The organism is Empedobacter sp. UBA5036 (assembly GCF_002415215.1).
GTDB classification, from domain to species: domain Bacteria; phylum Bacteroidota; class Bacteroidia; order Flavobacteriales; family Weeksellaceae; genus Empedobacter; species Empedobacter falsenii_B.
Map to the genome: position 1 here is coordinate 45,394 of NZ_DICC01000007.1, position 24,537 is coordinate 69,930.

Here is a 24,537-nt window from a genome sequence, read left to right on the forward strand (position 1 = left end):
TCTCTTTTTGTTTATTTATTATTTGACTGTGATGTTGAAACGAGTTCAACAAGACATATTAATTGTTTTTAATAAGTATAAATTTTAGCTTTCTAATATTTATAACTCCGCCAAAAATTTCAGCGTATCAATATTATCGGCATAATCAGTTAATTTCGGGAATTGAGTTTGCCCAAATTCAACATAATTCGAATTGTCTTTCATATCGTTTCCAACCACGCATTGTATTTGATTCTCATTTTCGATCAAATAATTTTTTACATCATTCACATCTTCATAAACTTCAAAATTTACAACTGCAATAGGAGAATGTAAAGCTGGATCTTTTTTCATTAGAACAAAATTATTGTCTAAAAATTCATCTTTTCCTAACAAAAATATTGCACGATTATAATCGTAATTATTTGCATATTTAGGATGGTTAATCACATCACCCCAAGAAAAAATAGCTTCGAATATTTTTGGTAATTGTGCTTCATCTTTTACATAAAGTTTCGTCACATTTCGGCAACCTAATCCAAAATAAATGAATAAGTCGTTACCCAATTTTTTCAACTCTTCATCAGTTTCCGAACCATTCAATACAGCAACCGAAGTTCTATTTTTACGAATAATGTTAGGAACTTTTCCAAAATATTGTTCAAAATAACGTGCCGTGTTATTACTTCCAGTTGCAATAACTGCATCAAAATTTTCTAATCGTTCAACAGTTTGAATAATCGATTTGAAATTTTCATCAATCGAATACAAATATTTTATCGCTAATTTGATTAATTTATCATCTTTAGACGAAGTTTTAATCAACGCATTATTTCCAGAAATAACAACAGAAAGTAAATCATGAAAACCAACCAAAGGTAAATTCCCAGCCATGATAATTCCGACATTTTTTTGCGTTTCAGCAAAAGGATAATCTTTCGCTAAAGCATCTTGTTTCTTACTCGTCAAAACTTGAACAGTTCCATACATTTCTTCATCATTTTCTACACTCGATGCAATCAAAGTAAAAGTTTCATTGGATTCATTAATGATATTTTTATTTGACCAAACTAACAACGGTTGATTGTTTTCAGTGTACAAAACATTGTCCCATTTTCCTAACCAATCGTATAGCATTTTTTTCGTAACTAAAGGCGTTTGAAAACTTTCGACACGATATTCTGTCAACGAACGTTCGGCTTGCTCTTGCGCATATAATAAATTGAAACTTGTAAAAAGTGCGATAAAAAGAAATAATTTTTTCAAACTCAAAAATCTTGTTTAGCGTAAAGTTATCAAAAATAATTGCAATTCTTATGTAACTTATTTGTTCTTCATGCGTCATATAAATATACACTAACTCTTAATAGAAGAATTAACCATGAAGAAATTTTTTGTACTTGCTGTTACATTATCAGGAATTTTTGCTTTTGGACAAGATGAAAAGCAGGACTCAACCGACTATAATCCAATCGAAATAAAAGAAGTTTTAGTTCAATCGCAACGCAAAAAAATGTTTGCGGACAAAACAGTTTATACCTTCGATAAAGAAGCGTTGGAAAAAGCGCGTTACGCAAAAGATTTGTTAAATACGTTACCAGAATTACAAGTTGATCCAATTTCGAATACGATACAAAGTACAAAAGGTGGAACGACTTTGTTATTGATTAATGGAATTGAGGCAACAGATAATCAAATTCGTGCTGTGAAACCGCAAGATGTGGTGCGTGTTGAGTATTTTGATATTCCGCCAGCGCGTTATGCAAATCGTGCAGATCAAGTGGTGAATTTGATTACGCGTAATCCAGAAAATGGTTATGTATATGGTGCGGATCTCACTTCGGCGTTTACAACAGGTTTTATAAATGGTTCTGCTTATGCGAATTTTACGAAAGGAAAAAGTAACTTTGGATTAGAGTATAACATTTATCTGAGAGATTATAAAGATCGTACTTCGATGAATATTTATGATTATAACTTAAATAATATTCATTACAGAACAGAAAATCAGCGCAACGAATATTTTGGATATACGGATCAAACAATTGCATTGCGATATACCAATTCGGATTCGGATAAATATGCTTTTCAAGCAAAGTTGGATATGAATATCAGTTCGAGTTTTGCTTATGCGAATGGAACAAGTTTGTTCTATCAAAATAGTTTATTAAACAATCATTCAACCTATAAACATTCTAATTCTAATTATTCAAAACCAACATTAGATCTTTATTATTCGAGAAAATTAGGAAAGAAAGATGAGTTAAGTTTAAATGTAGTTGGATCGATGTATACAACGAAATCGATTGACGAAACGCGCGAATGGGAAACAATTTCTGGTGCTGAACAATATAATTATTTGACAAATTTAGAAGCTGATCAAAAAGGAATTGTAGGAGAAATAGCGTATACACATAGTTTCGAGAAAGGAAAATTAAATTCTGGTTATCGAATTTCGAATAATTCAATTGATAATAAATTAGAAAACTTAAATGGTCCTTCGAATAATAAAGTAAATTATTTAGAACAATATATCTATTCTGAATATTCTGGAAAAGCGAAAAAGTTGTCATATCGTTTGGGTGTTGGATTAACGAATGTTCATAACAAGAATGAAGATACAAACACAGATACGTGGACGTTTACACCAAAATTAGTATTGGGTTATGAATTAGCGAAGAATCAAAATTTACGTTTTTCGAGTTCATACAAACCAACCAGTCCTTGGAATTCGGCATTGAGTAAAAACGTGATTCAGGTTGTAGAAAACATTACACAAGAAGGAAATCCGTATTTAACCATTCAGAAATCGTTTGGAAATAATTTGATTTACTCTTTCAATTCAAAATATTTTGATTTAAATACAAATGCATTTTATCATTATACAAAAGATCCAATTAATCAATTGTATTTGCAAAATATCATAAATGGAAATGTAGAAGGATATAAATTAACCTACGAGAATGCTCAAAATTCGCAACGTTACGGTGTTCAAATTACAGGTTCTATCAAACCTTTTGGAACAGATATTTTAACTGTAAAAGTGAATGTAGCGCCAGCAACAGAACGTTTCAAAACGAAAGATGGTAGAATTTTGAAGAATGATTATATCGGAAATTATTTTGCATTATCATCTGTTTACAAAAACTTTCGTGTAGATTATCAATTTAATATTCCGTATTACACATTAGGCGGAGCTTTGTTGTACACACAAGAAAACATGAACCATGCTTTTGCAAGTTATAAATACAATAATTGGACTTTTTCTACTGGAATGTATTGGATTGGAATGCCATCGACTTACAAGCAAAAAACGATGGACAAACAATATGTGGATTATTCTCGTGTAGGTAAAATTTGGGATAATAAATCGATGTTTGTCGTTGGTTTGAGCTTTGATTTTGCTACAGGTAAAAAAACAAATATCAACCGAAAATTAGAAAACGCAACTGCAGGTGCAGCAACGTTTTAATCAGATTTATTTTAAAAAGAAGAGCATCATTCTGAATAATGTTTGGGCATGATGCTTTTTTTATTACATAATAAATAATTACATTTATTTCATCAATAAATACTTATGAAAAAAATGTTCTTGTTTTTTATATTGTTTTCTTTATTTGTAAATGCACAGATTGTAAATCTTACAATCATAGATGTTTCAAATAGTTTACCAATTGATGATTCAGATGTTTATTTTAAAAAATCAACAAAAAATTTTGTTTCAGGAAAAGAAGGAAAAGCTATTGTCGATTTGAGTAATGTTGATGTTACAGATGAGTTAATTATTTCTAAAAAAGATTATCAAGATCTTATTATAAAAGTTTCGACTATAAAATCTGATTTAAATGTAAGGTTAAGGAAAATTCCAAAAATAGAATTAGAAGAAACAGTAGTTTCTAATTTGAAGCCAGTAGATGTATTAAAGAAAGTAATCGAGAATTATGAAAAGAATTTTAATGTAGATAAATATTATTTTTTGGTTGATTTAACTCAGAAATATAAAATAGATACAGTTTATGAAAGTTTTATAAATTTAGATTTACAATTTAAATTTGATAAAGGGAAGGTAAAAGTAAAATCTTCGGGAGAAGTTAAAAATAAATACGAAAAAGGTTCGTCGACATCAGATCTAACATTTGAAACTTCGGATTATTTTAAACATTTATATCTTTATGAAGGATTTAAATTAATGTATAAAAATCTATTAAAGAATGAATACATCAATACCAAACTTGTTTTTACTAAATATGCTGATAAGCCAATGTATGAAGTTTATTTGGATAAAAGTGAAGATGAAAAAAATTATTTATTAATAGATAAAGAATCTTTTTCTGTAGTTGAATATGTTTTAAGGCTTAAAAATGAAATTAAAACGAACAATAATTATCCATTGCAGAGAGATGGGGTGATGTCTTTCAAATATAGACCATATTTAGATAGTTGGGTTCTGAAAGAATCTGAAGTAAAATTCACAATGAATCTTGTGGAAGAAAATAAAGAAGACATTAAAATAGATTTTCTTTATAAAATACAAACATTTAATTTTGACACTAAGCCATTTCCGAAATTTATGAGATCAATTAATCTAAATAGAAATATTAAAAATCAATTTTAGTTTCGAATAAAATTATAAAAAATCCCTCACAAAAAAGTGAGGGATTTTTTATAATTTATAATTCAGCTAAGAATTTTAATGTATCAATATTATCAGCGTAATCAGTTAATTTCGGAAATTGAGTTTGTCCAAATTCAACATAATTCGGATTATCTTTCATGTCATTTCCAACCACACATTGTATTTGATCTTCATTTTCGATCAAATAATTTTTAACATCATTTATATCTTTATAAACTTCAAAATTTACAACTGCAATTGGAGAATGTAAAGCTGTGTCTTTTTTTATCAGAACAAAATTATTGTCTAAAAATTCATCTTTTCCTAACAAAAATATTGCACGATTATAATCGTAATTATTTGCATATTTAGGATGATTAATCACATCGCCATAAGAAAAAATAGCTTCGAAAATTTTTGGTAATTGCGCTTCATCTTTTACATAAAGTTTCGTCACATTTCGGCAACCTAATCCAAAATAAATGAATAAGTCGTTACCCAATTTTTTCAATTCTTCATCAGTTTCCGAACCATTCAATACAGCAACCGAAGTTCTATTTTTACGAATAATGTTAGGAACTTGACCAAAATATTGTTCAAAATAACGTGCCGTGTTATTACTTCCTGTTGCAATAACCGCATCATAATTTTCTAATCGTTCAACAGTTTGAATAATCGATTTGAAATTTTCATCAATCGAATACAAATATTTTATCGCTAATTTGATTAATTTATCATCTTTAGACGAAGTTTTAATCAACGCATTATTTCCAGAGATAACAACAGAAAGCAAATCATGAAAACCAACCAAAGGTAAATTTCCAGCCATTATAATTCCAACATTTCTTGGCGTTTCAGCAAATGGATAATCTTTCGACCAAGCCAATAAATTTTCTTCCGTTAAAGCTTCTGCCCAACTTTTCAAGGCTAACGTAATATTATCTTTTGTAAACCAATTGTTGTAGGCTTCTGCATCGCTCACTGCATATTCAGCTTCTTCTTTCCAATTCACGAATTTTTCTGTCAGTTCCGCGTCTTTAATCGAATCATTATTTATAATAAAATTAAAAAACTGCCCCAATTCGTTAAATGCTGAAATCCTTTGTTCAAATGTCATTTTTTCTGAAAATTAAATGTAATTTTGTAGTTGCAAATGTAGGAAATAAAAAAACAGATACAATGGCTATAATTATTACAGATGAATGTATAAATTGTGGAGCTTGTGAGCCAGAATGTCCAAATAACGCGATTTATGAAGCTGCGGTAGATTGGAAATATTCTGATGGAACTTCTCTTAGCGGAACAATTGTAAACGTAGACGGCGCAACTTTTGACGCTGATGCGGTGCAAGATCCTGTGAGTGATGAGGTTTATTACATTGTTCCCGATAAATGTACTGAATGTAAAGGTTTCCACGAAGAACCACAATGTGCGGCAGTTTGTCCGGTGGATTGTTGTGTGCCTGATGATAACCACGTAGAAAGCGAAGAGCGCCTTTTGAGTAAAAAAGCGTTTATGCACTTAGAGTAAAATCGTCACAACTTTACATATAAAAACCTCTCAGAATTTGAGAGGTTTTTTTTGTTATTTATTTTTGAGTAAAATCCAGCCTTGTAATTTGTTTTTTGTTTCAGAATTTAGTTCATTCCATTCTAAATAATACCAATAAGTATCTGTTGGTAAGTTCATTCCGTTGGCTTGTTTTCCTTTCCAAATAAAATTATTTTCTCCATTGTCTTTGAATACAGTTTTTCCGAAACGATCAACGATTAAAACAGAAGATTTTTCTTTTAATTTAAGGAATGAAAAATCAATTTCGTCATTTTTTCCATCATTGTTTGGCGAGATGAAATTATAAAAATTGGGGATTTCAAATAATATCTCTTTAATACAACCTTCAGCAGTTTGTATTTCGATTTTATGTAAGCCTTTAGAAACATCAGTAAATGTGTTGGATGTCGTCCATTGTCCATTATCTATTCGGTATTTAATAGGTTGATTAGCATTAGTAACATTTACTGTAACTTCATTTTTTGTAATTTTTAATGATAGTTTAACTTTTTCACACGGATCAGGAGGTAGTAAAGTAGTAAATGAAATATTAGAACAAGATATTGCAGGACCAATATTATTAATTGCTATTACTCTTACATAATAAGTCATATTATAAGATAATGAAGTAGAAATAGTATATGTATCAACGTTACCTAAATTTATTTCCAAAATATCATTTCCATTTTGGGATGTTCCAATGATTAATTGATAGGAAGTGGCATTTGCGATTTTATTCCATTTAATTGTCGGATTTAATGAAACATTTGATTCTCCATTTGCAGGTAATGTTGCTGTTGTACAATTTGGAATGGTAGGTACATCCATTGTTTTAAATCTAAAAACAGGACAAGTTTCACGTTTCATTCCTATTAATGTATTTTCTGGGTGTATTTTTACATTATACCAAGTGTTGGGTGTTAAATCGTTTGCTATTTGAGAAAATGTAATAGTATTATTGCTTGGTGTGGAATTATCTAAAACATCAGTTTGAATTGTTGGATCACTCTGATTATCTTCTTGAATTATTAAATTATATTGATTAGCATTATTTATTTTTTCCCATTTAAGACTAGGTTTCAAAATAACATTTTCTTCATTATCATATGGAGATATAATATTTGGACAATCAGGAAAAAGTGTATTGATATCAAAAGTTAATTCATAAGCACCCATATCTACAGATAATCCATAATATCTATTTCTTTTGTCAATATCATGAAAAAGAGAAGTAGCACCTCCTGCGATTTGTTGAAATAAACGTTCACTTCCTGTATTGAAAGCTGGACTAGAAATTTGTAGAGTAAAATCAGAATTGTCATTTACAAATTTAGGATTTCCTCTGATGTTATTTGCGGTAGAGTAATCCTCTACAATATTATTTTGGATATCATTTGTAGCTGAATTATCATTTAATATTTCAGAAGAAATGTCTTTATTTAAGTTGCCTGTTCTCCCATTTAAATAGAAAATACTATTATAGATGATATTTTTAGAATTTTGAGCATATACGATAGCAGAGTTAGAATTATTTACAATAGTTGCATTAGTAATCAGAAGATTTTTTTTGTTATATATAGCACCAGCATAATTAGACGCTCTGTTATTATAGAATAAAGAGCTAATGATTTTAAAATCTGAATTACTTTCATTATAAATAGCTCCACCAATTATTGCTTTATTTCCAATGAAATGAATTCTATTTAGATAGTTTTTAGAGTTTGGTGTGCTATAAATAGCTCCACCATTTTTTCTACTTTCATTTTCTTTGAAATAAATAGCAGTTAAAGTTAGATTACTATTATTATTATAGATAGCTCCACCATTTTCTAAACTTATATTATTTTCAAAATTATAAACATCGGTACTCGAAGTATTATTACCAACAATTTGTTCAATTTTTACATTATCAAGATTTTTCAAATATAAAGCAGCACCATTTGAAGATGAAGAATTATTTTTAAAAGTGGTATTTTCTAAAGTTACTTTATTTACATTTTCTATATAAAAAGCACTACCATTATTTGTAGAATTGTTTATAGCCCTGTTGTCATTAAATTGGACAAAATCGGTTTTTATTTCATTTATATTATTTATATAAACTGAGCTTGTATTAGATAAATTGTTTTCTGCAAAAATAATATTTTCTAAATTCAATGTTAGATTAGGAGAATTAATAAAAGAAGCAGAAGAACCTTTTTCTGTTAATGATGTAGAATTAGCATTTTTAGAAGTGAAATTTTTTAATGTTACTTCTAAATTATTTTCAAACTTAAACAGCTTTGTTGCATTTTGACCATTAATAACCGATGTTGTTTCATTACCAGTTCTTTCTAACCAACCACCTGTTTCTGGATCAATTTCATATATATAACCACCTGTTATTTCAACTTTAAAAAAACCGCGAAAATCAATAACATTTCTAGCAGAGAAATTACCTTGATATAATTTTATTGAAATGTTTGTATTTCTATTAGTTATTGAATTTATGTTATTAGTTAAATTTTCATATGAGATAGCATTATTCCAATTAGCTCCAGAGCCATTTCCAGTAGAAGTTTCTTTTACGTGAATTTGACTATATAATAAAATAGGAATTGTAAAGGTTAGTAATAAGGTTAAAATAAATTTATATAGATTGTTCATTAAATTTTAATTCATATTAGTGTGAATTAAAAATAGGTAATTCTTTTATTTAAAACTAAAAAAAACTCAAGTTATTTACTTGAGGTTTTTTAAATTTTGGGCAATCCCTTCGGGCGGGCTTTCCGTTGCAATCTTTTTCTCAAACTTCGACTTCGTTCAGTTATCAAAAAAAGATTTCCACTCAATCCCTATTGCATTTTATTAATTTCGAAACTCGAGCTTCGAAACTCGAATTTTTATGAATATCTTTTCTTTCTAATCCAAAATCCAATTCCAGCGAACAAGCCGATAATAGCAGTTGGAACAAGTAAATTAATCATTTGCCAAGTAGATTTTTCTTGTAAAACAGTCGTTTCACTTAACAACGGAATTTCTAATTTACGATTACGTAAAGCCAAGAAATCAGAATCGCCTAATAAATAATCCATCGCATTCATTATAAATGTTTGGTTGGCGTATGTTTTCGGTTTTCCGTCTGGATTATCTGGACGAACCGAAAATTTATTTTCTCCTAATTGCATCGGAATTCCTCTCCACAAAGCATTTTTCAAAACATCTCCGTCCGAAATGACTATCATTTTTCCATCGGTAGTTTTCGGTTTGAAATTCGGAAATTCCTTACGTTCATAACGCGAAGCATAAGCCGAATTGAAATTACCTTCTAACAAAACTGCCATCGGAATTTTACCCATTTTATATTCTTCAGGATTCTCGATTTCTACTTCGTTTAATTGAATATAATTTAATGCAGGTTTCAAACTTGATTGTTCAGAAGAACTTAATAAAACGGTTTGCTTAATATTTGGATTTTTCAACAATTCGATAGGATTTGCAAATTGGAATAAAACCGGATCGATCGAACTTGTAATTGGGTTTTCTTCCCCTTTAATTCCTAACTCAAAATAAGGCCAATTGTAATAATTGTAACTTGTATTTCCAGCCGTTTCACCATCAGCCAAAACAATTTGCGCCCCATTCATATCCTTTATAACAGCCGGATGAATACGAACACCATAATTGAATAAGAAATCATTTAACTTCAAATCTCTTGGAAAAGCAACGATTTTTCCACTTCGGAAAATAGAATCCATTTCAGCATCGACAGTTTCTACAGCCATCATCATTTTTCCACCATTCATGATATATTGATCCAAAACCAATTTATCCATATCAGAAAAAGGTAATGTAGGTTTAGCGACAATTAAGGCGTCAAAACGTTTCAAACTATCCAAATCAGAAGGTTGTAAAGTAAACGATTTGTTTGCAATTGGATTTAGATAAATCTCCACATCATATTTTTCTGACAAAGCAGAACCTAATCCTTGAATATTTGCTTCTGGTAATTCATCATGATGAACGATAAAGCCAACTCGTTTGCGCTCAAAATTGGTTGCTTTCTGAATTTTTTCGGCAAATAAATATTCTAATTTTTCTGTTGAAGCCAACGCTAATTTATCAAATGGAGTAGAAGGATCATTGACCAAAACCTCCATATAAGTCGATTTGTCGCCGTAAGTTAATTTTGCGTACGGATAAACATTCAAAATTCCTTTATCTGTTTTAATCGGAACTGGAGCCAATTTATTTTGCTCTAATTCGGCTTGTCCTAAATCGGCAGGATCAATAAAAGAATACGAAATATTGCTGTTTTTTTCGCGAAGTTCGTCTAATAAAAACTGAATTTCATTCTTCAAAATTCTGTAATCACCCGTTAAATCTCCACCCAAAAGAATTTCAATTTTAAGCGGTTGTTTTACATTTTCTACCAATTTTTCGGTTGTAGAAGTTAACGTAAAACGTTTGTCTTTTGTCATGTCAATTCGCGTATAAAAAAATTGAGCGATGATAAAAAGCGCGATAAATGCGATGAAAGTAATTAGATGTTTTTTGTTTAATTTTTTCATGACACTATTTTTTATTTTCAAGATTAACGATTGAAATTTGATTTAAAATTCCAATCAAAATAAAAAAGTAAAGTAAATCTCGTGTGTCAATAATTCCTTTCAAAAACTGGTTGTAATGTGTAAAACTTCCAATTTTTTGAACATAGAAATCCATCGAACCAAGTAAATTATATGATGCTAAACTTTCGAATCCATAAAAAATAATGAAGCAAAAGAAAACCGCCAAAACATAAGCCATTACTTGATTTTTGGTGATAGATGAGGTAAATAAACCAATTGCGGCGAATAAACTTCCTAGAAAGAAAAGTCCTAAATAACCAGAAAAAATTGTTCCGTAATCTAATTCTTGTTCGGGCATCAAAAATTCTTGCAACGTAATCGTAAACAAGAAAGTTGAAAGCAGACAAAAAACGACAACTGAAACGACAGTTAAATATTTGCCCCAAATAATTTGGTTATTTTTTATAGGTAGTGTGAATAACCACAATAATGTTCCATTTGCTTGCTCTTCCGCGATTAATTTCATGGTTAAAGCAGGAATCATGAATAGAAAAATCCAAGGTCCGACAAAGAAAAAACTATTTAAAGTTGCATTTCCTGTATTGAAAACATTGAATTCGTTATCAAAAAACCAAAGGAATAAAACCGAAACGATAACAAATGTTGCGGTTGCTAAATAAGCGGTGAAGCCTAAATAAAAATTGGAAAACTCTTTTTTGAAGATTGTCCACATGTTATTTTTTATTATTACGATTAATTAAACGCACAATAAGCATAAGTAGTATACCACAACCAAAGAAACTGACAATTGACCAATACCAATCTCGACCAAAATCTGTTTTTTGAATCACAGCAAACACGATAACAAATAATAAAATAGTCGCCAATTCATTCATCATTCGCAGTTGAACAGAAGTGTATTTGAAAACTTTATTTTGGATTTGTTTCAACGTTCGCCAGCACCAAAAATGATAAATTAATAAAACACTTATCATTCCTAATTTACTTTTCATCCACGGCATTTGTAATAAACCTTGATTTTTGTAAAGCATATTCAATCCCATTGTAATCAAAATAACCAAAGCAGGAGCGGTAATTACATTCCATAATTTTTTCTCCATGTAGGTATATTGATCCTGCAAAATTGATTTTTTTGGTTCTTCCATTTGTTGTGTTTCTGTATGATAAATCATCAAACGAACAATGTAAAATAAACCAGCAAAGTAACTTACCACGAAGATAACGTGTATTGCTTTGTATATTAAATAATTATAAGTCATATAGTTATTGTAAACTCTCTAATACTAAATTTTCTCAGCGTTAATTTTCAAATTCAATTGTAATTGTATCGTTTTTCTTCAATCCCATTAACTGATTTGCACCTCCTGATATCGTTGGATTACTTTTGTAAAGCGTAACTTCTAAGAAACCTGCCGAATTAAACAAACACAATGTTCGCCCAAAAGCTTGCACTTCTTTGTTAAAATCTTGTACAACTTCGTTGTAATGCTCATAAATAACCGTAATATCTGTCATCGAGAAATCTTTCTGACGAAGCAAAATTTTATATTTTCTGTCTTGTGCAATTTCATCGAAAAAATCTTTCGAAATATTACTCACAACATTCCCAAAATGATCAATATAAATCACATTTCCTATGATAAATTTATCATCGCGATAAATTGGTTTCAACTCATTCAATTGTTTCATTTCGGTACGTTTGTTCCCTAAAAGAGCAGGAACTCCGCCGCGCGCCAAGTGACATGCAACTGGCACAAAACAATTTTTCATTGGAAATAAACTGTCTATTCCTTCTGGATAAGCAGTGATTTCGTAAATTTCTTCTGGTTGATTTTTTTGACAAATCAAGGATAAAATTCCATTATCTGCACAAATAAAATAATGATGATTGATTAATGCACAAATAGGCTTCTGATAAGGCGTACTTAAGGCATTAATCCCAATAATATGTATAGTTCCTTCAGGAAATTCCTCGTAAGAATTACGAATGATATAGGCTGCTTCAGATAAATCATAAGGATTAACATGATGCGAAATATCTACAATTGTAACATCGGCCAATTCCTTTAGAATTGCGCCTTTAACGCTAGAAACAAAGTAATCTTTGACTCCAAAATCCGATGTTAATGTAATAATTGCCACTATTCTCTAATAATTAGCAAATATATTGTTTATTATTCTTTATTTTTGTGTAAGTGAACCAAAAAAACAATCTCATTTGACAGAAATTAATATTGAATTAGCCGAAATTAATGCTCAAGATTTTTATGGTGCTAATAATGAACATCTAAAAAGAATCAAAGAATATTATCCAAAATTAAAGATTGTTGCTCGCGGAAGAGAGTTGACAGTATTTGGAAATGAAGATGTTCTGAAAGTATTTGACCAAAAAATGCAACGAGTAATTCAGCATATTCACAAATACAATCGACTATCTGATCGCGAACTCGAAATCATTATGACCGAAGATAATAATGAAATGCTTCAAATGAAAAAAGAAGATGAAATTATTGTACACGGTGTAAATGGTAAAATCATCAAACCTCAAACGCCTAATCAACAAAAGCTAGTGCAAACTGTTTACAACAAAGATATGGTGTTTGCAATTGGACCTGCTGGTACGGGAAAAACCTATACGGCTGTTGCGTTGGCGGTACAAGCGTTGAAGAACAAAGAAGTTCGCCGAATTATTATGACGCGTCCTGCTGTAGAAGCTGGAGAAAATTTAGGTTTTTTACCAGGTGATATGAAAGATAAATTAGATCCATATTTACAACCTTTGTACGATGCGTTGAAAGATATGATTCCGTTCGAGAAACTTTCGTCTTATACCGAAAAAGGAGTGATAGAAGTTGCGCCTTTAGCATTTATGCGTGGTCGAACGTTGGACGGAGCTTTTGTAATTCTTGATGAAGCACAAAATACAACCTATGCTCAGATGAAAATGTTTTTGACGCGTATGGGAAAAAATTCTAAATTTATTATCACAGGAGATCCTGGTCAGGTCGATTTACCACCAAAACAAAAATCTGGTTTACGTGAAGCGATTAATATATTGAAAGATGTAAAAGATATCGGATTTATTTATTTGGATGATAAAGATGTTGTTCGACACAAAATTGTTCGCGAAGTCTTGAAAGCTTACAAAGTGAGTGAAGATAAAGAGCGAGAGAAAATAGATATTAAAAAATAAATCAAAAAGCCAATTGTTTCTAAGAGCAATTGGCTTTTCGATTTAATATTTATGGCAGAATATTAAATTTATTCTTTTAGTGGATTAGTTTTTAAAGTAAAACCTAAAATGTTAAAGGCTAATCCTATTGGCAAAATCATTCCTGCAATTAAGCTCATTCTATTAGAATCAGAAAATTCTAAGATTAATAAAATTGAAGTTAATATTAAAACTAATCCCGTTATATATAATATGTTTTTTATTTTATTATAAATTGTAATTCAATCAAATATAATGATTTATTTCTAATTTTTGTAAAAAATATTCGATTCTAAAATAAAGTTCAGAAAGATAATTTTGATAATGCGAATCAAGTAAATGTCATTCCGATAAAAGGGGAAATCTGAAATAAACTTATAACTAACAACTCAACACTTAAAACTTTTTCACATCAACCAACCTTTTTGTAATTTGTTGCATCTAACTTACAAATCAAACAATATGAAAAAGTTATTTTCTTTTTTCTTTGTTTTTGTTGGAATGTTTTTTTCTACAAAAATAAATGCGCAAGATATTCGAATCGGATTTCCGCGTATCGAAATAGGTGAACGTCCAGACGAAAATTCTGTGAGTTTGCAATCGATGGATGTGCAAGTTGAGATTTTTGGAAATTTGGCCAAAACGACAACAACTTTAGTTTTTACAAATTCATCAAGTCGAAATCTCGAAGGGAATTTAGTTTTCCCTTTGCCCGAAAACACGACGGTTAGTGGATATGCAATTGATATTAATGGAAAATTGCGAAATGCAGTTCCCGTTACAAAAGCGCGTGCGGTTGAGGTTTTCGAAAGTATTCAGAAGCAAAATATCGATCCTGGAATTATCGAAAAAGTAGAAGGAAATAATTTCCGAACTCGAATTTCTCCGATTCCAGCAAAAGGTTCGCGTACGATTCAGTTGTCATATTACCAAGAATTGAAATTGGATAAATCGTCGTATGAATATCATTTGCCATTAGATTCTTCGAAGAAGATTGCGAAGTTTAATTTGACAACAAAAGTGTACAATGCTGCTGGAAAACCGCAATTAATTGAAACACCAGATGGTTCGTTCAGTTTTTCTGAAAATAGTAATATATATGAAGCAAATTTGTCGAAAACAGATTTTACGCCTAAAAAATCATTACTAATTAATCTTCCGAAATCGCCGAATAATGTAGAATCTTTTGTTCAGAAAAATGTAGATGGTTCGGTTTATTTTTATGCTAATTTATTGGTTGAAGCAAAATCTCAACCTAAAGTTTGGTCGAAAAATATCGGAGTTATTTGGGATAATTCGTTGAGTGGTTTGAAACGAAATCATCAAAAAGAATTAGAATTTTTAGATAAAATTATTTCTCAACAAAAAAATATAAATATTGAAGTTTCGTTGTTGAATATTTCTTTGGAAAAATCGAGATTGTTTCAAATTAAAAATGGTGATTGGTCAGAATTGAAAAAATATTTGGAAAATGTGACGTATGATGGAGGAACAAATTATGCGAAAATTCTTCCAACAAACCTTAAAGCAGACGAATATCTTTTATTTTCGGATGGAATTTCATCTTTTGGCTCGAATATATTTAATATCGATAAACCTTTCTATACAATTGCGTCTTCGCCGACTTCTAATTATGGCGTTTTGAAAATGATTGCGCAAAAAGTTGGAGGAAAATTTATCAATCTAAATGAAAATTCTGTAGAAAATGCGTTCAAACAAATCAATGAAAGTTCGGTTCAATTCTTAGGAATTATCAACAATACAGCAGGAGAAGTTTATCCAATTTCGACAAATGATGTGAGTAATGGAATTTCTATTTCGGGAATTTCTCAGTATCCAAATGCAAAATTAACGATGATGTTTGGACGAAATGGAAAAGTGGAATTCAACAAAGAATTGGATTTGAGTAAAGCAACTCAAAATCTTGAAATCAGTAAAATTTGGGCGCAGAGTAAAGTGAATTATTTGGAATTGAATCCAGAGCAAAATAAAACTGAAATTGAAGAAATTGGGAAACAATTTTCGATTGTGACGTCGAACACAAGTTTGATTGTTTTGGAAAATGTTTCGGATTATGTGAAATATAAAATCAATCCACCAGCGGAATTGCAAAGTGAATTTAATAAATTATCGAAACAAGGTTTTGAACAAAAAGAAACTCGAAAAGCTGATTTGTTGAAAAATGCAATTGCGAAAGCAAAGGAATTGAAAGAGTGGTGGAAGAAAGATTTTAAATATGTAAAACCAAAATATCCAAAACCTGTTGCGGATTCTGTTTTAGTTTCAGTTGCATTAGAAGGAAGAGCGGAAGGGATTGCAATTGAAGAAAGAGAAGTTTCTGCAGATATACAAGCTATGGTAGTTACGGCAAATGGAGTGAGAAGAGAATCGAGAAGTTTAGGTTATGCTTCGGCTAATCTTGTTTCTGATAAAAAAATGAAAGATGTATCATCTGCTTCGGTTCCAGAAATTAAAATAGTCAATGTAAAATCGGATAAAGAATACATGAAGTTGATAGAAGCGTCTAAAAATCCATATCAAACTTATTTAGATTTGAGAAAAGATTATGCCGAAACGCCTGCTTATTATTTTGATGTGGCAACATTTTTCTTTCAGAAAAAAGAAAAAGAAACTGGTCTTAAAATTTTAAGCTCGATTGCAGATCTAGGTTTAGAAGATGCAGAATTGTATAAAATGTTAGCGTACAAATTGAAAGAAATTGAGGAGTATCAAACAGAATTATTTATCACGAAAAAAGTATTAGATTGGCGACCTTTTGATGCGCAAAGTTATAGAGATTATGCGTTGGCGTTACAAGATAATGAGCAATATCAATCGGCTTTAGAGCATTTATATAAAGTATTGACCAACGATTATTCGATAGAAATTGCCAATCGTGATCGAGATATTACGGAGATTATTGTTCCTGAAGTTAATAATTTGATTTCGCTTCATCGAAAAGAATTGAATTTATCGAAAATTAATAAAGATATCATTGTTGATATTCCGGTTGATATTCGTGTGGTGATGAATTGGAATAAAGATATGACCGATATTGATTTGTGGGTGACGGATCCAAATGGCGAGAAATGTTTTTACGGACATCGTACAACTGCGATTGGTGGACGAATGAGTGAGGATGTGACGCAAGGTTTCGGACCAGAACAATTTATGTTAAAAAAAGCGATCAAAGGAAAATATAAAATAGAAACGAATTTTTTCGGAGAAAGACAAATGAGTATTTCAGGGCCAACAACTATTTCGGCAGAGATTTACTTGATGTATAGCTCAGGAAAACAAGTGAAGAAAATGATTACTTTCCAGAATAACAAGCCAAATTCTGGCGGCGAAGGAATTTTGGTTGGTGAATTTGAATTTTAGTAAATGGAAAAGGAATCTTGAAAGAGATTCCTTTTTTTTGCATAACGCATCATTCATCATTCATCATTAATAATTAAACTCACATCCACTGATTTCGATCCAAACTTCTATACTGAATAGCTTCACTAATATGTTTTGAAAGAATAGTTTCAGAATTATCTAAATCTGCAATTGTTCGTCCAACCCTAATAATTCGATCATACGCACGAGCAGAAAGATTTAATTTTTCCATAACAACTTTGATTAAATGCTTCGAATGATCATCTAAATCACAAAAAGTATCCAACTCTTTTGGTCCCATTTGCGAGTTGTAATGGACTTTTGTATTTTCAAATCGTTTGGTCTGGATATTTCTTGCATTAATGACACGTTCACGAATCACAGCACTTTTTTCGCCACGACGTTCTTGCGACAAATCATCAAACGGAACAGGATTCACTTCGATATGTAAATCAATTCGGTCCAAAAGTGGTCCAGAAATTTTATTCATATAACGTTGCATTTCCGCTAAAGAGGAAGTGTTGTTTGGATCATCCATAAAATAACCGCTCGGACTTGGATTCATAGAAGCTACTAACATAAAACTCGCAGGATAATTCACAGTGAATTTTGCCCTCGAAATTGTGACTTCTCGATCTTCCAAAGGTTGACGCATAACTTCTAAAACAGTTCGCTTAAATTCGGGTAATTCATCCAAAAACAAAACACCATTATGCGCCAAAGAAATTTCTCCAGGTTGTGGATAAGAACCACCGCCGACTAAGGCGACATCCGATATAGAATGATGTGGACTAGAAAAAGGACGACTTACAATTAATGATTTGTTAGATAATTTTCCAGCAACGCTATGAATTTTTGTTGTTTCGAGCGCTTCTTGTACGGTCATTTTCGGAAGAATTGAAGCAATTCGTTTGGCTAACATTGTTTTTCCACTTCCTGGAGGACCGATCAAAATAATGTTATGTCCTCCTGCAGCAGCGATTTCCATCGCACGTTTTACATTTTCTTGACCTTTTACATCAGCAAAATCGAAAGGATAATTATTCATTTCACTAAAAAAATAATCATCTAAATTAACTTGATGAGGTTGTAAAATGATTTCTTCGTTAAAATAATCAACAACTTCTCTGATGTTATTAACCGCAAAAACATCGATTCCTTCTACAACAGCTGCTTCGTCTGCATTTTGTTTGGGTAAAATAATTCCTTCGAAACCTTCTTCTTTTGCTTGTATTGCAATCGGCAATGCACCTTTTATAGGTCGAAGTGAACCATCTAGCGATAATTCGCCCATCATTATAAATTTATGGAGTTGTTCAGAATTTACTTGCTCCGAAGCTGCTAAAATTCCAATTGCGATTGGTAAATCATAGGCAGAACCTTCTTTTTGTAAATCTGCTGGCGCCATATTAATCGTGATTTTTTTACCAGGTAATTTCAAATTAGAATTTTTTAGTGCAGCATTTATCCTAAAATTACTTTCTTTTATTGCGCTATCGGGCAAACCAACCAAATGATACCCGACACCTTGATCAATATTAACTTCCACAATAATGGTTTGTGCGGAAACTCCGAAAATAGCACTTGCAAAAATTTTTACCAACATAAAATCTTTTTTTATAAATTTACTTCCTTTTTCTATTGAATAAAATAGCTGAAAGGATTTAAGTGTTTAATAATTAATTAAATAACACACTTCGGTGTAAATTCTATATGAAAAAAGAAAAATATTCTTTTGAATTTGAACGATTCGAGAGTAAATCTGAGCTTGCAGCAGAACAAAAAAAAGTAGTAGAAGAGGCTTATGATATTTCGTTGAATGCATATGCTCCTTATTCTAATTTCAATGTTGGTGCATCTGTTCAATTAGAAAATGGAGAAATTTTTTCGAGTTCAAATCAAGAAAATGCTTCGTACCCAGTCGGAACTTGTGCCGAAAGAGGTTTATTGGCTTATGTAAATGCAAACTTCCCGAATATTAAGATTGAAAAATTGGCTGTTTCTACGCCAAATGTCAATTATCCATTGCCTCCATGCGGGATGTGTCGTCAATATATTTTAGAGATCGAAAAGAAGCAATCGCAACCAATCGAAATTATTTTATCTGGAAAAGAAGGCGATGTTTTGGTGATAAATTCTGCTAAAGATTTGCTTCCATTGCATTTTACTGACGAATTTTTAGGGTAGCAATTTTGTACACTAAATAGATTAGTTTAAATTTGTTCCAACGGAATTGTGCAATTATGGAAAAATTAACGCAAGAAACGTACCTACAATGGTATCGTGATATGACTTTTTGGCGTCGCTTCGAAGATAAGTGTCGTTCATTATATTTAAAGCAAAAAATTAGAGGTTTCTTACATTTATACAATGGACAAGAAGCTTTACCAGCTGGTTTTATTCATGCAATGAAACCTGGTGTAGATCATGTGATTACTGCTTATCGTTGTCACGTTTGGCCTATGGCTTTGGGTGTAGACCCAAAACGTATTTTGGCTGAATTATGTGGTAAAGAAACAGGAACTTCTCATGGTTTAGGAGGATCTATGCACGTTTTCAGTAAAGAGCATAATTTTTATGGTGGACACGGAATCGTTGGTGGGCAAATTCCATTAGGAGCAGGAATCGCTTTTGGTGATAAATTCTTTAATCGCGATGGTGTTACAATCTGTTTAATGGGAGATGGCGCAACTCGTCAAGGTACATTACATGAAACATTTAACATGGCGATGAACTGGAAATTACCAGTTGTTTTTGTTTGCGAAAACAATCAATACGCTATGGGAACTTCTGTTTCTCGTACTGCTAACCACGAAGATATTTGGAAATTAGGTTTAGGATACGAAATGCCTTGTATGCCTGTAGATGGTATGGATCCTGTAAAAGTTGCAGAAGCAGCTTACGAAGCTATTGAAAGAGCGCGTCGTGGAGATGGACCAACTTTCTTAGATGTACGTACATATCGTTATAGAGGTCACTCTATGTCTGATGCTGAGCCTTATCGTACAAAAGAAGAGGTGGAAGAGTACAAACAAGAAGATCCAATCTTGAATGTTGAGAATCATATCTTAGTAAACAATTGGGCAACTAAAGAACAATTAGATGCAATTATTGATGAAGTAAAAGTGATGGTAGAAGAATGTGCAGAATTTGCAGAAAGCTCTAACTATCCAGAAGAACACGTAATGTATGATTATATCTATTCAGAAGAAAATTATCCATTCTTAGATAAAATCGAAAACAACTAAAAACCATGGCAGAAATTATTACAATGCCTCGCTTAAGCGATACAATGGAAGAAGGAACTGTTGTAAAATGGCACAAAAATGTAGGAGATAAAATTGCTGAGGGTGATATCTTAGCAGAAATCGAAACAGATAAAGCAATCCAAGAATTCGAATCAGAATTTGACGGAGTATTATTATATCAAGGTGTTGCAGAAGGTATATCAACAAATGTTGATGAAGTTTTAGCAATTATTGGAAATGAAGGAGAAGATATTTCAGGTTTAATTGGAGGTGGAGCAAAAGCAACTACCGAAGTTAAAGAAGAAAAATCAACTCCCAGCGAAACAAAAACAGAAGAAGCAAAACCTGCTGCAGAAATTCCTGCAAATGTGGAAGTAATTACAATGCCTCGTCTTTCTGATACAATGGAGGAAGGAACTGTAGTTGTTTGGCACAAAAATGTTGGAGATCAAGTTGCGGAAGGTGATATTTTAGCAGAAATTGAAACAGATAAAGCAGTGCAAGAATTCGAATCAGAATTTGATGGTGTTTTATTATATCAAGGTGCTAAAGTGAACGAGCCTGCGCCAGTAGATTCTGTTTTAGCAATTATTGGTGAAGCTGGTACTGATGTTTCTGCAATTGTAGCAAACGGAGGTAAAGTTGCTGCTCCAGCAGCTTCTACAGAAGTTGTTGATGACGAAAAACCAGTAGTTGTACAATTAGATGTAAATAATAAGGTTGAAGAAACTTCTTCTTCTGATCGTATTTTTGCATCTCCATTAGCAAAAACAATTGCAAAAGATAAAGGAATTAATTTAGCTGAGGTGAAAGGTTCTGGTGATAATGGACGTATAGTGAAAAAAGATATCGAAAATTATCAACCATCTGCTCAACCAAAAGCGGAAGCAAAATCTGAATCAGTTAAACCTGCTCAAACTTTTGTTTCTGGAGAAGATAAAGTGATTCCAAATTCTCAAATGAGAAAAGTTATCGCAAAACGTTTGGCTGAATCTAAATTTACAGCTCCTCATTATTATTTAAATGTTGAGTTGGATATGGATAACGCAATCGAAGCGCGTAAACAATTAAACTCTGTTCCAGATACTAAAATTTCGTTCAACGATATGGTTGTTAAAGCATGTGCTATGGCATTACGCAAACATCCAGCTGTAAATTCTACTTGGACAGATGCAGAAATTATTCAACACGGAGATATCAATATTGGTGTTGCAGTAGCTGTAGAAGATGGTTTATTGGTTCCTGTTGTTAAAAATACAGATCAAAAATCATTTGCTCAAATTTCTGCTGAGGTTAAAGATTATGCAGGTCGTGCAAGAGATCGTAAATTAAAAGCTGACGAAATGGACAAATCTACTTTCTCAGTTTCTAACTTAGGAATGTTTGGAATCGAATCATTCACATCGATTATCAATCAACCAAACTCTTGTATCTTATCAGTTGGTTCAATTATTCAAAAACCAGTTGTAAAAGACGGACAAATTGTAGTTGGTAACACAATGAAATTATCTTTAGCTTGTGATCACAGAACAGTAGACGGAGCAACAGGTGCACAATTCTTACAAACGCTAAGAATGTACATCGAAAATCCTGTTACAATGTTAGTGTAAGCTAAGATTTAAGATATATTTTTAAAGACCATTCATCGAATGGTCTTTTTTTTGTTATAGATTTTATGAATTTGTATCTTTAATCTCTAAACCAATTTAATGAAGCAACTAAAATTTTACTTTAATATTTTAAAACAGACAATTGTCGAATTTGGTGAAGACCGAATTATGAAATTGAGTGCTTCGTTAACTTATTACGCATTATTTTCACTTTCTCCATTAATTCTGATTGTAATTTCCAGTGCAAGTTTATTCTTTAAGAAAGATGCTATCGAAAACCGAATGTTTTATGAGCTTAAAAATATTGTTGGTCCAGATGTCGCTTTAGCTGTACAAAATTTTGTCACAAATTCTACCATTTCAGGAGATAGTTCGCTTGCATTATATATAGGTATCGGAATTTTGATTTTTGGTTCTACAACAATGTTTACCGATATGCAAGATAGCCTCAATCTCATTTGGCGTGTCGAAGCAGTTCCAAGAAGAGCATGGTTAAAATTTGTGATCAATAGAGGACTTTCGTTTCTTATCATTCTATCGCTTGGAATCGTACTTATCGCAACGGTAATTCTCAACAGTGTTTTAGTATCATTTGGCGAAGAAATTTTCAGTCTTTTCGAACTCGATACCATTATGACGAAGACCACAGTGATTCTTCTTAATAATACATTGAGTATTTCAATCTCGATTTTGATATTTTATATTCTTTTCAAAATTCTTCCCGATGCACGTATCAAAGCAAAGCCAGCTTTTGTAGGAGCTGTTTTTACGGCGATTCTATTCTTTATTGCAAAATATTTAATTGGTATTTATATCGCGAACTCCAAATATTCTACCATTTTTGGATCGGCAGGTTCGTTGGTTATTCTTTTGTTGTGGATTTATTATGTTGCAACAATTCTATATTTCGGCGCAAAATTCACAAAAGTATTTGCCGAAGCCAAAGGTTACCCTATTATTCCAAAACGAAATGCGAAGCTCAGAAAAGTATCTTTTATTGATCATATTGCAGAAAAACACGATTACGAAAGCATCGATTAATAATATATTGAATGCCTTTTTTTGAATAGTTATTCTCGCTTCGCGACAATTTCTCCCGAGTCGATAACCCAAAAGTATCCGCTGTTGCTTTGCTTAATTCAGCAAACCATCATCGTCTAATCATCCTTTGCAGTAAAAACTAAAGTTTATTCTGTAGTACTGAATTTGTTTCAGTATTACATTCTATTAATAATTAAAGAAGAGTTATCTTAATTTAACGAAATTTAAAACGACCATTCAATAAAAAGGCGTTCATAAATGAAAAGTTCGAAGCGAAGAAAAAGATTTAGCCGATAGGTTTTTAAATCTTTTCGCGCAGAATGCTTCATTTTAGCCTTTTTGTTGAGGTCTTGATTTTAATACCCAAAATCATCTCATGATTTTTCCTCTTAATCTCAAATGTTTTTTTATCAAGAAAAAAATGAAAGTAAATATTAATTTTTTACATAAATCTCTCTATTTCGTCTGCCGTTTAGCGTAATCCGTCAAACATTTCAAAAAATATTTCCCATCATACCAATCACTTAAGAGAAGAATGTAAAATAAATGTAAAGTTGGTTTGGAAAAACGAATAATGCAGGCGTATATTTGCAACCTCAATACGAAAGACGAGTAGTATTGAAATTGACATAGGGACTTATATAGCGACAAAAATTATTTAAAAATAAATTTGCGAGTTTAGAAATAAGTATTACCTTTGCGAACCGATTCCGAGAGGGGTTTGAGAGCGAAAGTAAAATTGACTTATTAAAATAAAAACTTTAAAAATTTTCGAAATAAAATTTGTTAGTTAAAAAATAAGTATTACCTTTGCAATCGCAAATACCGAGAGGGTTTGCTAAATGAGAAGTTCATTTGAAATTATAAAATATACAGAAGAAAAAATAGCCGAATAAAACGAAGTCAATCCTTGAATAATGGAGCTATAGGAAATTCGAAGTTGTAAAAACATAGGTAGCAATACCAAAAGAAAAATTACAATGGAGAGTTTGATCCTGGCTCAGGATGAACGCTAGCGGGAGGCTTAACACATGCAAGCCGAGGGGTATAGTTCTTTCGGGAACTAGCTATCCGCGCACGGGTGCGAAACTCGTATGCAAATCCCACCACTGAAAAGGCAATCCCTTCGAAAGGAGGCTTAATACTTTATAACAGATTTAATTGCAACTTTAGATTTTGAACGATTTAACGCCATAGAATAGGCAAGCGTTAGCATAGTTAGCTGGTGAGGTAACGGATCACCAAGACGATGACCTTGAGGGGGCTTGAGAGGGTGAAACGCAAGCCTGGTACTGAGAAACGGACCAGACCCGAAAGGGCGGCAACAGTA

Annotated in this window: 17 protein-coding genes and 1 rRNA gene; 10 read left to right on the top strand and 8 right to left on the bottom strand. The window is 31.6% G+C overall.

Annotated features, from left to right (window positions below; all coding sequences use genetic code 11):
• Positions 1-99: 99 nt before the first annotated feature.
• Positions 100-1,245: an acyl-CoA reductase gene (locus B4J88_RS00720; RefSeq protein WP_291065872.1), complete on the bottom strand. Its 1,146-nt coding sequence runs from the start codon at positions 1,243-1,245 to the stop codon at positions 100-102.
• A 115-nt stretch (positions 1,246-1,360) separates the two neighbouring features.
• Here B4J88_RS00720 and B4J88_RS00725 point away from each other — a divergent pair, with 115 nt between their 5' ends.
• Positions 1,361-3,451, top strand: coding sequence for an outer membrane beta-barrel protein (locus B4J88_RS00725; protein WP_291065875.1), 2,091 nt, complete (start codon positions 1,361-1,363; stop codon positions 3,449-3,451).
• 105 nt (positions 3,452-3,556) lie between these two features.
• The gene (locus B4J88_RS00730) at positions 3,557-4,594 is read left to right on the top strand and encodes a hypothetical protein (RefSeq protein WP_291065877.1); all 1,038 of its coding nucleotides are present in this window, start codon (positions 3,557-3,559) and stop codon (positions 4,592-4,594) included.
• Positions 4,595-4,649: 55 nt separating this feature from the next.
• On the opposite strand, the gene B4J88_RS00735 is transcribed toward B4J88_RS00730, so the two are convergent.
• Positions 4,650-5,711: an acyl-CoA reductase gene (locus B4J88_RS00735; RefSeq protein WP_291065878.1), complete on the bottom strand. Its 1,062-nt coding sequence runs from the start codon at positions 5,709-5,711 to the stop codon at positions 4,650-4,652.
• A gap of 62 nt (positions 5,712-5,773) precedes the next feature.
• On the opposite strand from B4J88_RS00735, the gene B4J88_RS00740 reads away from it, so the two are divergent.
• Positions 5,774-6,124 (top strand): 4Fe-4S dicluster domain-containing protein, encoded by a 351-nt coding sequence (locus B4J88_RS00740; RefSeq protein WP_114999046.1) that lies wholly within the window; start codon positions 5,774-5,776, stop codon positions 6,122-6,124.
• Between the two features lie 54 nt (positions 6,125-6,178).
• Here B4J88_RS00740 and B4J88_RS00745 read toward each other — a convergent pair whose 3' ends face one another.
• From B4J88_RS00745 to B4J88_RS00765, 5 genes are all read right to left on the bottom strand, one after another.
• Positions 6,179-8,791, bottom strand: a complete 2,613-nt coding sequence (locus tag B4J88_RS00745; protein WP_291065879.1) for a gliding motility-associated C-terminal domain-containing protein — start codon at positions 8,789-8,791, stop codon at positions 6,179-6,181.
• Positions 8,792-9,027: 236 nt separating this feature from the next.
• Entirely contained in the window at positions 9,028-10,695 is a 1,668-nt protein-coding gene (gene gldG / locus B4J88_RS00750) for a gliding motility-associated ABC transporter substrate-binding protein GldG (RefSeq protein ID WP_291065881.1), read from the bottom strand.
• Positions 10,696-10,699: 4 nt separating this feature from the next.
• On the bottom strand, positions 10,700-11,428 hold the full coding sequence (locus tag B4J88_RS00755; RefSeq protein ID WP_291065883.1) for an ABC transporter permease subunit: 729 nt from the start codon (positions 11,426-11,428) through the stop codon (positions 10,700-10,702).
• 1 nt (position 11,429) lies between these two features.
• The gene (locus B4J88_RS00760; protein WP_135835241.1) at positions 11,430-11,975 is read right to left on the bottom strand and encodes a CopD family protein; all 546 of its coding nucleotides are present in this window, start codon (positions 11,973-11,975) and stop codon (positions 11,430-11,432) included.
• 40 nt (positions 11,976-12,015) lie between these two features.
• Positions 12,016-12,858, bottom strand: coding sequence for an SAM hydrolase/SAM-dependent halogenase family protein (locus tag B4J88_RS00765; RefSeq protein WP_291065885.1), 843 nt, complete (start codon positions 12,856-12,858; stop codon positions 12,016-12,018).
• 76 nt (positions 12,859-12,934) lie between these two features.
• Between B4J88_RS00765 and B4J88_RS00770 the strand changes: the two genes are divergently transcribed.
• On the top strand, positions 12,935-13,909 hold the full coding sequence (locus B4J88_RS00770) for a PhoH family protein (RefSeq protein WP_038337083.1): 975 nt from the start codon (positions 12,935-12,937) through the stop codon (positions 13,907-13,909).
• 480 nt (positions 13,910-14,389) lie between these two features.
• Complete coding sequence (locus tag B4J88_RS00775) at positions 14,390-17,308, top strand: VIT domain-containing protein (RefSeq protein ID WP_291065887.1); 2,919 nt, start codon at positions 14,390-14,392, stop codon at positions 17,306-17,308.
• 79 nt (positions 17,309-17,387) lie between these two features.
• Here the strand turns inward: B4J88_RS00775 and B4J88_RS00780 are convergent, their stop codons facing one another.
• On the bottom strand, positions 17,388-18,914 hold the full coding sequence (locus tag B4J88_RS00780) for a YifB family Mg chelatase-like AAA ATPase (RefSeq protein WP_291065889.1): 1,527 nt from the start codon (positions 18,912-18,914) through the stop codon (positions 17,388-17,390).
• Between the two features lie 107 nt (positions 18,915-19,021).
• On the opposite strand from B4J88_RS00780, the gene B4J88_RS00785 reads away from it, so the two are divergent.
• The 5 genes from B4J88_RS00785 to B4J88_RS00805 all read left to right on the top strand — a co-directional run.
• A complete protein-coding gene (locus B4J88_RS00785) occupies positions 19,022-19,495 on the top strand; it encodes a cytidine deaminase (RefSeq protein WP_038337075.1) in 474 nt (157 codons plus the stop codon).
• Positions 19,496-19,551: 56 nt separating this feature from the next.
• Entirely contained in the window at positions 19,552-20,556 is a 1,005-nt protein-coding gene (gene pdhA, locus B4J88_RS00790; protein ID WP_291065890.1) for a pyruvate dehydrogenase (acetyl-transferring) E1 component subunit alpha, read from the top strand.
• Between the two features lie 5 nt (positions 20,557-20,561).
• Positions 20,562-22,166 carry a pyruvate dehydrogenase complex dihydrolipoamide acetyltransferase gene (locus B4J88_RS00795; RefSeq protein ID WP_291065892.1) on the top strand — a complete coding sequence of 535 codons (1,605 nt, stop codon included), beginning with the start codon at positions 20,562-20,564 and terminating at the stop codon, positions 22,164-22,166.
• 99 nt (positions 22,167-22,265) lie between these two features.
• Positions 22,266-23,207, top strand: coding sequence for a YihY/virulence factor BrkB family protein (locus B4J88_RS00800; RefSeq protein ID WP_114999060.1), 942 nt, complete (start codon positions 22,266-22,268; stop codon positions 23,205-23,207).
• Between the two features lie 977 nt (positions 23,208-24,184).
• Positions 24,185-24,537, top strand: a 16S ribosomal RNA gene (locus B4J88_RS00805); the annotation flags it as partial.